The sequence below is a fragment of the Mesorhizobium sp. P3_A9 genome (assembly GCF_056402975.1).
This window is the reverse complement of record NZ_JBFUGJ010000226.1, coordinates 1-10,018: the sequence shown is the minus strand read 5'-3', so window position 1 is coordinate 10,018 and position 10,018 is coordinate 1. Positions and strand designations below refer to the sequence as shown.

Here is a 10,018-nt window from a genome sequence, read left to right as displayed (position 1 = left end):
ATGCTGTCGATCGCCCGGATCAGCGCGACGATGGCCAGCGCCCGGCGCAGCATCGGCAGCAGCACATACCAGGTCACCTGCCATTCGCGCGCGCCGTCGACGCGGGCCGCATTGAGCGGATCGGTGGGTGCCGATTCCAATGCCGCCATCACCAGCAGGATGACGAAGGGCGTCCACTGCCAGATGTCGGCGATCAGCACCGAAAACAATGCTAGTTGGGGACTGCCCAGCCAGTCGACCTGAGATATGCCGRCCAGCGATAGGAGATAATTCGCCATGCCGGTGGCGGGATCGAACAGGAAGCGCCATGTCAGTCCGACAACCACCGGCGTCATGATGATGGGCACCAAAAGCAGCGTCCGCACCAGCCGCTTCATGGCGAAGTCGCGGTCGAGGAACAGCACGACGGCAAGCCCGAGCGCGATCTCGATCACCGTCGCCAGCGTCGTGAACAGCACCGTGCGCCACAGTGCGGCCATGGCGCGCGGATCGCCGAAGAAGCGGAGGTAATTGTCGAGGCCGACAAACTTCTCACGCCCGGCGCGCATCAGCGACAGATCGTGCAGCGAAATCCAGATCACAAACAGCGTCAGCGCGACCGATGCCACGGTCAGGCAGACGATAATCGGCTGGAAGAAATGCTTCGTCGGATCCGACGCTGTTGTCGCCACGGTCTCAATCCATCAGTTGAGGATTTCGCCCTGCCGCGCACAGGAAGCGCACGCGGCAGGGCACGCCTGCCCGCCTAGCGGGCGAGCGCGGCGTTGTTGGCCTCGTCCGCCTCCTTCAAGGCGTCAGCGGCGCTGGCCGTGCCGGCAAGCGCCTTGGAGACGGCGATGCCGGTGTTGTTGATGATCTCGTTGGCCTGTTCGACCGTCGGCAGATATTGCGGATTGCCGGCGTTGATGGCGGCGATCATGCCATCCTTGAAAGCGCCGTAGCGCTTGCCGAACGCCTCGCTGTTCAGCACCGAAAGCGAGGTCACGCCGGAATTGGGATCGGTCTCGATCGCCTTCAGCTGCTGCTCCTTGGCGGTCGCCCAGGCAGCGAACAATGCGGCCGCTTCCTGGTTCTTGGATTCAGCCGAGACATACATCGAATGCACGGCGAGCGAGGACGAACCGCCCTTGGGCGAGGCGGACTTCATCGGCACCGGCACATAGCCGACCTTGCCGACGACGGTGGAGACGGTCGGGTCCTCATTGTAGGCGCCGTTGACGGTGGCATCGAGCGTGATTGCCGCCTTGCCTTGCTGGAACAGCAGCCGGTTCTCTTCCCAGCCGAAATTGGCGACGCCGACTGGGCCGTAATCCTTCAGCAGCTTGGTGAAGGCGTCGAGTGCGGCGACGCCCTCCGGCGTTGCCAGCGCCGACTTGCCGCCGGCATCGAGGAACGAGCCACCGAAACCCCAGAGATAGGCAGCCCAGACATAGACGCCCTGGATGCCTTGCTGGCCGCGCATGGTGATGCCGGCGACCTGCTTGTTGGTCTTTTCCGAGATGGTCTTGGCCGCGTTCTCGATGTCGTCGAACGTCTTCGGCGCCGCGAGCCCGTACTGCTCGAACAGATCCTTGCGGTACATGACGAAGGTGCTCTCGCCATAGACCGGAAGCCCGTAGACCTTGCCGTCGACGACGTTGGTGTTGAAATAGCCGGGCACGAAATCGGCCTTGTCGAAGTTCTCCTTGTGCTTGGCCAGGAAATCGTCGAGCGGCACGACATAGCCCGACTTCACGAAGCCCGGCAGGTAGATGATGTTGTTCTGGACGACATCGTAGCGGCCGGATTTGGAGGAGAATTCGAGCAGCTCCTTGGCCGTGATGTCCTGCTCGGGCACGACTTCGAGCGCCACGTCGATGCCGGTCGCCTGCTTGAAGGCTGGCAGCAGCTTCTGGATGGCATCGGTCGTCGGGTGGCCTTCGAGCAGCACCGACAATTGCACGCCGTCGAACGGTTTGTCCTGTGCCAGGGCCGGCAGGGCCGTGGCAAGCGCGGCGGCAGCCACGCCAAGCATCAATACAGTGCGTCTGTTAAGCATTTTTCGTCTCCCATTGTCGGGCCGCTTTGGCCTCGTTTCAAATTTACTCGCCTGTAAACGTGATCTTCCTTGCTCTAGCCAAGGCGCACGATTTCGCCGCTCTCAGCCGACTTCATCATCGCCAGTGTGAGTTCGAGCGAACGAAGACCATCGCGACCGCTGGCGATCGGCATGGCGGCGCCATCCAGCCAGGCAAGCAGGCCGCTGAGCTGACGCGCCAGGTCGCCGTCGAGACGGCCATTGACGACTGGCCAATGCTGGGTGTCGATCTCGCGCGAGGTTTCATTGCTGGCGTAGTAGAGGCCGCTGTCTCCGCACTGCACCTCGAACGACCCTTCGGTGCCGATCAGCTCCATGCGGGCATCGATCATGTGGCGGGCGCCGGCCGGCAGCGACCAGGCGCTTTCGAAGTTCACCACCGTGCCACCGGAGAAGCGCACAATTGCCGCCAGGCTGTCCTGTGTGCCCGACGCGCCGAGCAGAATGTCGGTCTGCTGGGCATAGACGGAAACCGGATGCTGACCGTCGAGCATCCACAGCACCATGTCGACATCGTGCACGGTGACATGCAGTGCCAGCGGCAGTCTGCCGCCATAGCGCTTGGGGCCTTCGGTTCGGGCACTGTTGCGCCGGGCATAGATGTGGATCGGATCGCCGATCTTGCCCGAGATCATCAGCTCCTTGGCCGCGGCGTAGCGCGGATCGAAGCGCAGGAGATAGCCGATGCCGAGCTTGACCTTGGCCGCCTCGCAGGCCGCGATGATGGCGCGGGCATCCTCGATGGTGGAGGAGATCGGCTTTTCAACGAAGATGTTGATGCCGGCCTTGGCCACGGCAACCGCCGGCGCCAGGTGCAGATTGTCGGGCGTACAGATCGAGACGAGGTCGAGATCGCGCTCGCCGGCCAGCAGTGCGTCATGGCTGGCGTAGACCTTGCAGCCCGGCGCCTTGGCGGCAACAGCGCCGGCCAGTTCCAGATTGGGATCGACGATCGCCGCCAGTTCACAGCCGACCAGATTGGCAAAGATCGCGGCGTGCATGGAGCCCATGAAGCCCGCACCGATAACGGCGACGCGGCGGCGCTTGATCATGACTGGTTCCTCTTCAATTGCGGATTGGCGCTCCACGACGCGACCTGGTCGACGAAGCCGCGGGTGATGGCGTCGGGCCGCGTGATGGCGCCGCCAACGACGATGAAACGGGCGCCGAGCTCGAAGCAGCGGACAGCCTCCTGCGGCGTCCAGATGCGGCCCTCGGCGACAAACGGCAGGCCGGCGCCGGCGAGCTGTTCCATCAGCTGGAAATCCGGCCCGCGCTGCTGGTTGGAGTAAGGTGTGTAGCCGGCCATGGTGGTGCTGATGAGGGAGGCGCCGGCATCGAGGGCGCGCTTGCCTTCATCGAGCGTGCTGACGTCGCCCATCGACAGGCGTCCCCTCTGCGCTATCGCAGCGAACATCGTCTTGAGATCGGTCGGGCGTGGCCTGTTGGTGGCATCGAGAGCCACGATGGCGGCGCCGGCCTCGATGACCGACGCCAGATTGGCGAGCGTCGGGGTGATGTAGATTTCGGTGTCACCACGGCGCGCCTTGATCAGGCCGATGATGGGAACACCGACCTGCCTGCGGACGGCCTCTATGTTCGCGGCACCCTCGATGCGCACAGCGGTGGCGCCGCCGAGGACGACCGACCGGGCAATGGCGGCAATGTGCTCGGGAGCGTCGAGCGGCATGTGGGATTCAGCCTGGCACGAGACAACCAGCGTTCCATCGAGCTGAGCGAGCACATCGCCTTGCACCTGGGGTTTCTCCTTCGAGCGTTACCCCTGCAATCAACCGTAGATGAAAGTTTTTGTCAAGAAGTTATTCTTGATGAAAATTTCCGTCAAAGAGCAGCGAGACCCCCAGCAGGCCCGCGTCGGCGCCAGCCCGCGCGGCAACGATCGGGCGCTGGAAAACGGCTGGAAGATGCCGGGAACGTGCCTGCAGGGCGGCGATGAAACCCTCCGCCAGCCCGACGCCGCCGCCGACCGCGAAGCCATCAATGTCGACGGCCGCCGTCAGGTCGGCGAAGCCGTTGACCAGCGCCTCGACGGCGGCGGCGATCACCTCGGCGGCAATTGCGTCGCCTTGCCTGGCGGCCACGAACAGGTCGGGCGCGCCAACCGGACGGCCGAGCCGCTCGCTGCCGCGACGGGCAAGTGCGGTGCCGGACGCGATCGTCTCCAGGCAGCCGCGCCGGCCGCAGCCGCAGATCGCGCCGCCGGGGTCGGACATCATATGTCCGGCATGGCCAGCAAGCCCGGTGGCGCCGGTCTGCAGCCGGCCGTCGATCACCAGGCCGCAGCCAATGCCGGTCGAAACCGTGAAGAACGCGAAATTGCGATAACCGCGGCCGGCACCGACGCAGAATTCGGCCCAGGCCGCCGCCTGCGCATCGTTGACGACCAGCGGCGGCACGCCGAGCGCCGTTTCGAGCGCCCGGGCCAGCGGATAGCCGTTCTCGATCGGCAAGGTCTGCGGATTGAGCGCGGTCAGCGCACCGTCGCGGACGATGCCGGTGGTGGCAACGGCGACGGCACTCGGCGCATGCTTGGACGCAAGCCCGGCGATCGCCGCGACCAGATCGTCGCCCCTGCCCGTTCTCGGCGTCGCCGTCTGGCGCCTGTCGTGCAATTGGCCGTCGCGCACTTCGGCGGCGGCGATCTTGGTCCCGCCAATGTCGACGGCGAAGACCGCACGATCAGAAGCTGCGGTCACTCACGACCTCCGCCGTGCGGCCGAGCAAAGTGAGCCGTGCCGGATCCTGCCGCATCATCTCGGCCGCCAGCGCGTCGACGATCAGCAACTGGCTGATCTTCGACGGAAACGCGCCGCCGGTCAGCGGCGTTTCCGGCCAGGACGCGATCAAAGCGAGGTCGCAGGCGGCGACCAGCGGGCTCTTCGAACGGTTGGAGATGCCGATGACGAAGGCGCCTTGCGAGCGGGCAAGCTCGGCGATGCGCACCGCGTCGATGGTCGAGCCCGAACTCGAAATCACCACCTGCACGGCGCCCTTCTGCGTGGTTCCCGCCGCCATGACAGCCAGATGCGCGTCACCCAGCGCGCGGCTGAGCTTGCCGATGCGGGTCATCTTGTAGGCCAGGTACTGCGCCGTGATCGCGGAAGCGGCGATACCGAAACAGTCGATCGCCGTCGCCGCCAGCAGCTGCCGCGAGGCCGTGGCGATATCTTCCCGGACGATCAGCTGTTCGGTCTCGCGCAGCGAGATGATGGCGGTCTCCACCAGCCGCTGGATGTCGTCGGTCGGCAAGCCGATGTCCCGCGCCCGCTCATCGGTCGCCAGTTCCTTGGCCAGCGCCAGTTTGAAATCCTGGAAGCCGGTAAAGCCCTGGTCCCGGCAGAAGCGCATGACGCTGGCCTCGGACGAGGCGGAGGCCTCGGCAAGCTCGGTGATGCTCTGGCGCAAGGTGGCATCCGGCTGCGCCAGCACCGTCTCGGCGACGCGCGCCAGTGCCGGCGTCATGTCTCCAGCCGCCGCCCTCAGCGACGCTATCAGCGCATGTGTCATGAATTTCCTTTTCTCTAAAAGTGCTCCGCCACCCAGGGCGGCGGTCCGGCGAACAGCTGGTCACACAGACGTATGGCAGCCGCATCGCCGGTCACCTGGCCATACTGCGCCAGTTTCGAGGCGCTGCGAAAGCCCGTGAATATCTGCACGAAGGCTTGGGCCTGCAGGGCAACGGTCGCACAGCCGCCGGCAGAGCCGCGGACCTCGACCGCACCGCCTCTGATCTCGACCTCCAGCGCCGTCTCCGCTGGCCCGATGCGCAGTGCCAACTTGATATCATTGGCATGGTAGCCGCGCTGGCGCAGCGCCTCGGCCGGGTCGAGCACCCGCAACAGCCATTCCTCCTGATGCGCGAGACGCCAGCCCTTGTCCGGCATCGCCGCCACCAGATCGTCCTGCGGGCCGCCATGCCAGCGCACGGCCGGATAGACCGAGCGGAACCTGGCCAGGAACGACAGCAGCCCTTGTGCGGCGTCAGGGGAAGCGGCGTACCAGTCGCGGACATCGAGACGGGCCTCGTCGCCCATATCGAGGATCAGATAGGCCGCATCGCCTTCCGCCAGATAGGCAGCGAGCGCATCGGTCGGCTCTCGCCGCAACTCGTTCCAATGCGCCTGGCCGCGGCTGAGCAGCCCGGCTTCGCGGCTTGCCTTGATGGCATAGGCACCGGCAAGACGCGGATCGTCCAGCTCGACGCGTTCGAAGGCGAGCCGGCTCGTGGCCGGCAAGGCTACCGTCTCGGCTTCATAGACGATCTCATGGCCGGCGAGCTCGAACCCGCTCTTGCGATAGACCGGCCGCGCCGAGGCAAACAGCGTGGCGATAGCAGCGCCTTTGCCCTGCGCCTCCGCGCACAACGCGTCGACGAAAGGCACCGCCAACCCCTGGCCGCGACGCTCCGGCGCGATCGCCACATGCGCGATGTTGGCCGCCCGCACCGGCTTGCCGTGAAAGACATGCTTCGTCTCGAGGAGTGCCGCGCAAGCCTGCGGATGCCCGCTTTCGCCGCGCAGCAGCCTGAGCGAGCCGAGCCCGACACTGGCGATGTATTCCTCGGATCGTGCCTTGCCGAAGCCGAAAGCCCAGCTCAGCAGGCGTGCGATTTCAGGCGCATCCCCGGCCGTTGCCGCTTCAACGGTGACAGATTTGGAGTTTTTTTTCATACCCGTCTCACGATTGGAGATTTCCATCATAGCCTGAAATCGCCAATGCGCAATGGGCGGCAAAACAGCAGCGGCATCGAGCCGTCGCTTATGTCCGTAAGCTCTCGTGAGGAGACCGGCCTATGCCTGCCATAGACAGATCAGCTGATCATTTCCCGCAATGATGATCGTTGATCTTGTTTATCGCATTCGCGTCCGGCCCTGTCCGGTTGTAGGAGCAGGCGCCTGCCGCCGTCGTGAACAGCTGCTGGTCGTAATAGCGCGGACCGCCGAACAGGAAGTCGATGAGATCATCCTGGGCGGGAACATAGCGTTCCGGCTCGGCCTGGTGGTGGCGATGCTTGGCCCCGGCGAGCGCCGATGAGGACACCATACAGCCCATGGCGAGAGCCAAAGCGCAGATCGCAAACCGTTTCGTCGTCATACGCAACACCCTCCTGGCCGTTCGCATTTCCAATATAGGCAAAAATCGCCAACCGAACAAAGGTTCCCACGCAGCGGTTTGCCTGCCGGCGATTTGCACGCTGCCGGTCGCAGGCCGGCCTCGCCTGAATATCAGTCGGTCTGGATCCAGATGGACTTGGTCTCCAGATACTCATGCAGGTGCTCGATGCCGCCTTCGCGGCCATAGCCGGACATCTTCATGCCGCCGAACGGCACCGCTGGGTCGATGGCATGGTACATGTTGACCCAGACCGAGCCGGCCTTGATGCGCCGCGCCAGCTTGTGCGCGGTGCCCAGATGGGTGGTGAAGATGCCGGCGGCGAGGCCGTAGGGCGTCGCATTGGCGCGCGCCACTGCCTCGTCGAGCGTGTCGAACGGCATTGCCGAAATCACCGGCCCGAAAATCTCTTCCCGCGCGATGGTCATCTTGTCCGACACCGCGCCGAAGACAGTCGGCGCGATGAAGTTTCCGCCATCATAAAGTTCGCCTGTCAGCCGCGAGCCCCCAGTGACCAGTTCCGCGCCCTCGTCGCTGCCGGCCTTGATGTAGCCCTCCACCTTACCGGCCTGCCTGGCATTGATCAGCGGCCCGATTTCGGTCTCAGCCTCGATGCCATGGCCGATGCGCAATTTGCCGGCAAACTCGGCGACGCGGCGCACGAACTCATCGTGGATTTCGCGCGCCACGAACAGGCGCGAGCCGGCGATGCAGATCTGGCCCGAATGCACGAACACCGCCATCGCCGCGACCGGAACCGCCTTGTCGATGTCGGCATCGCGGCAGACAATGATCGGCGACTTGCCGCCGAGCTCCAGCGAAACGCGCTTGAGGTTTGTCACGCCCGCCCGTGCGATGGCCTGCCCAGTAAGCGTCGAGCCGGTGAAGACGATCTTGTTGACGTCGGGATGTTCGGCGAGCCGCGCGCCGGCCTCGGCCCCGGTGCCGGTGACGATGTTGACGACGCCGTCCGGCACGCCGGCTTGCTGCATCAGCCGTGCGATCAAAAGCGGCGTCAGCGAGGCGTCCTCTGAAGGTTTCAGCACGACGGTGCAGCCGGTGGCGAGCGCCGGCGCGATCTTCCAGATCGAGGCGGCGGTCGGCGCGTTCCAGGGAATGATCGCACCGACGACGCCGACCGGCTCGCGCCTTGTGAAGGAGACGATCTCGCCTGGGATCGAATTGTCGATGGATTCGCCATGCAGCGCCGTCGCCATGCCGGCATAGAAGCGCAGCATGCCGATGACCCGGCGGCGGTTGGCCAGCGTGCGCGTGATCGGCAGGCCCATGTCGAGCGTGTCGGAAACGCTGAGTTCTTCCCAATGCGTCTCGAACAGATCGGCGATGCGTAACAGCACGCACTGCCGCTCATAGGGCGAGAATTTCGACCATGGGCCTTCGAAGGCGGCTCGCGCCGCAGCCACCGCCGCATCGATGTCGGCGGCCCCGCCGCGCGGCACGGTGGCCAGCACCTCGCCCGTTGCCGGGTTGAGCGCCTGCATCTCCTCGCCGGACTGCGCCGGAACCCATTTGCCGCCGATGAACATCGGCCGGAATTCGCCATGGTAGAGCGACGTGGCCTTCGCCCTCGGGTCGAAATTCAGCGTCACGGCGTCCTCCTCACGAATTCCGCCGCGACTCTTACTCCCGCCGCCGGCGACCTCAAACAAGGAAAGCTAAAAGGGGCGTTCAGATAATCGGACTGTGCCATGCGAGCGACGTCCCCGACGGTGCCAGCAAGCCCTTGCCAGTGGTTCGCGCCGCGCTCCAAGGTTCGAGCGTCCACCATCCCATGCTTTGGGCCATTGCGTTCTGCAATATCAGCGAATATGCTTGTTGTACGATCGTTCAACAAGCGTGTTTGCGAAGCCCCGATGACCTGCAATCCCCGCTATGAAATCCTGTTCGAGCCGATGCGTATCGGGCCGGTCACCGCGCCGAACCGCTTCTACCAGGTGCCGCACGCCAGCGGCATGACCAACGCCCTGCCGCGCGTGCGCGCCGCCTTTCGCGAAGCCAAGGCCGAAGGCGGCTGGGGCGTGATCTGCACTGGCGCCTGTTCGATCGATCCGAGCTCGGACGACGCGCCGCTGCCTTTCGCCACGCTGTGGGACGACAACGACATCCGCGCCCATGCGCTGATGACGGAGGCCGTGCATCGCCATGGTTCGCTAGCCGGCGTGGAATTGTGGCACGGCGGCGCATCCGTCATGAACAGGACCAGCCGCCTGCCGCCGCTGTCGCCGTCGGGGATTCCCTGGATGGCCACCCATGTCGGCTTCATGGGCAATCTGCGGCCGAAGACGATGGACAAGGCCGAYATWMRMGAGGTGCTGMGGTGCCAGGCCGARGCGGCGCGCAAGGCGCGCACGGCCGGCTTCGACGTCGTCTATGTCTATGCCGGCATGGGCTATCTCGGCTACGAATTCCTGCTGCCCGAATACAATCACCGCAGCGACGAATATGGCGGATCGATCGAGAACCGCGTGCGCTTCGTGCGCGAGATGATCGAGGTCACCAAGGACGCCGTCGGCAAGGATTGCGGCGTCGCCTTGCGCGTCAGCCTCGAGGAACTGCGCGGCCGGCCCGGCCGCAACCAGCCCTCCGAAGCGCACGAGCTGATCGAACTGCTGGCCGACCTGCCTGACCTGTTCGACGTCAAGATGGATTCCAGCCCGACCGACTGCTCGGCGTCACGCTTCACCGGCGAAGGCAGCCACGAGCCGGTGATCGAYTTCGTCAARTCGCTGACSAARAARCCGGTKGTCGGCGTCGGCCGCTTCACCTCGCCCGACACSATGGTTTCGC

10 protein-coding genes are annotated in these 10,018 nt (G+C 65.0%); 1 reads left to right on the top strand and 9 read right to left on the bottom strand.

Annotation, left to right across the window (positions count from 1 at the left end):
* The 9 genes from AC1DX0_RS24550 to AC1DX0_RS24510 form a co-directional block, all read right to left on the bottom strand.
* Window positions 1-671 (bottom strand): carbohydrate ABC transporter permease (locus AC1DX0_RS24550; protein WP_477357146.1); only part of this gene is annotated, 671 nt, incomplete at its 3' end.
* 74 nt (window positions 672-745) lie between these two features.
* Entirely contained in the window at window positions 746-2,038 is a 1,293-nt protein-coding gene (locus AC1DX0_RS24545; RefSeq protein WP_477222894.1) for an ABC transporter substrate-binding protein, read from the bottom strand.
* A 74-nt stretch (window positions 2,039-2,112) separates the two neighbouring features.
* Complete coding sequence (locus AC1DX0_RS24540; RefSeq protein ID WP_477222895.1) at window positions 2,113-3,129, bottom strand: Gfo/Idh/MocA family protein; 1,017 nt, start codon at window positions 3,127-3,129, stop codon at window positions 2,113-2,115.
* Window positions 3,126-3,833 carry an N-acetylmannosamine-6-phosphate 2-epimerase gene (locus AC1DX0_RS24535; protein ID WP_477222896.1) on the bottom strand — a complete coding sequence of 236 codons (708 nt, stop codon included), beginning with the start codon at window positions 3,831-3,833 and terminating at the stop codon, window positions 3,126-3,128. The genes AC1DX0_RS24540 and AC1DX0_RS24535 overlap by 4 nt, the downstream gene beginning before the upstream one ends.
* A gap of 64 nt (window positions 3,834-3,897) precedes the next feature.
* A complete protein-coding gene (locus AC1DX0_RS24530) occupies window positions 3,898-4,794 on the bottom strand; it encodes an N-acetylmannosamine kinase (protein WP_477222897.1) in 897 nt (298 codons plus the stop codon).
* Window positions 4,778-5,605, bottom strand: a complete 828-nt coding sequence (locus tag AC1DX0_RS24525; RefSeq protein ID WP_140710033.1) for a MurR/RpiR family transcriptional regulator — start codon at window positions 5,603-5,605, stop codon at window positions 4,778-4,780. The genes AC1DX0_RS24530 and AC1DX0_RS24525 overlap by 17 nt, the downstream gene beginning before the upstream one ends.
* Window positions 5,606-5,619: 14 nt before the next feature.
* Window positions 5,620-6,768 carry a GNAT family N-acetyltransferase gene (locus AC1DX0_RS24520; RefSeq protein WP_477222898.1) on the bottom strand — a complete coding sequence of 383 codons (1,149 nt, stop codon included), beginning with the start codon at window positions 6,766-6,768 and terminating at the stop codon, window positions 5,620-5,622.
* A gap of 148 nt (window positions 6,769-6,916) precedes the next feature.
* Window positions 6,917-7,192, bottom strand: a complete 276-nt coding sequence (locus AC1DX0_RS24515) for a hypothetical protein (RefSeq protein WP_477222899.1) — start codon at window positions 7,190-7,192, stop codon at window positions 6,917-6,919.
* A 131-nt stretch (window positions 7,193-7,323) separates the two neighbouring features.
* The gene (locus tag AC1DX0_RS24510) at window positions 7,324-8,820 is read right to left on the bottom strand and encodes an aldehyde dehydrogenase family protein (RefSeq protein WP_477222900.1); all 1,497 of its coding nucleotides are present in this window, start codon (window positions 8,818-8,820) and stop codon (window positions 7,324-7,326) included.
* A gap of 264 nt (window positions 8,821-9,084) precedes the next feature.
* Here AC1DX0_RS24510 and AC1DX0_RS24505 point away from each other — a divergent pair.
* The coding region (locus AC1DX0_RS24505) for an oxidoreductase (protein ID WP_477357144.1) at window positions 9,085-10,018 on the top strand (934 nt) is incomplete at its 3' end.

Coding starts and splice junctions, on each gene's coding strand:
- AC1DX0_RS24545 (WP_477222894.1), bottom strand. CDS start 2,038: ATGCTTAACAGACGCACTGTATTGATGCTTGGCGTGGCTGCCGCCGCG.
- AC1DX0_RS24540 (WP_477222895.1), bottom strand. CDS start 3,129: ATGATCAAGCGCCGCCGCGTCGCCGTTATCGGTGCGGGCTTCATGGGC.
- AC1DX0_RS24525 (WP_140710033.1), bottom strand. CDS start 5,605: ATGACACATGCGCTGATAGCGTCGCTGAGGGCGGCGGCTGGAGACATG.
- AC1DX0_RS24520 (WP_477222898.1), bottom strand. CDS start 6,768: ATGAAAAAAAACTCCAAATCTGTCACCGTTGAAGCGGCAACGGCCGGG.
- AC1DX0_RS24515 (WP_477222899.1), bottom strand. CDS start 7,192: ATGACGACGAAACGGTTTGCGATCTGCGCTTTGGCTCTCGCCATGGGC.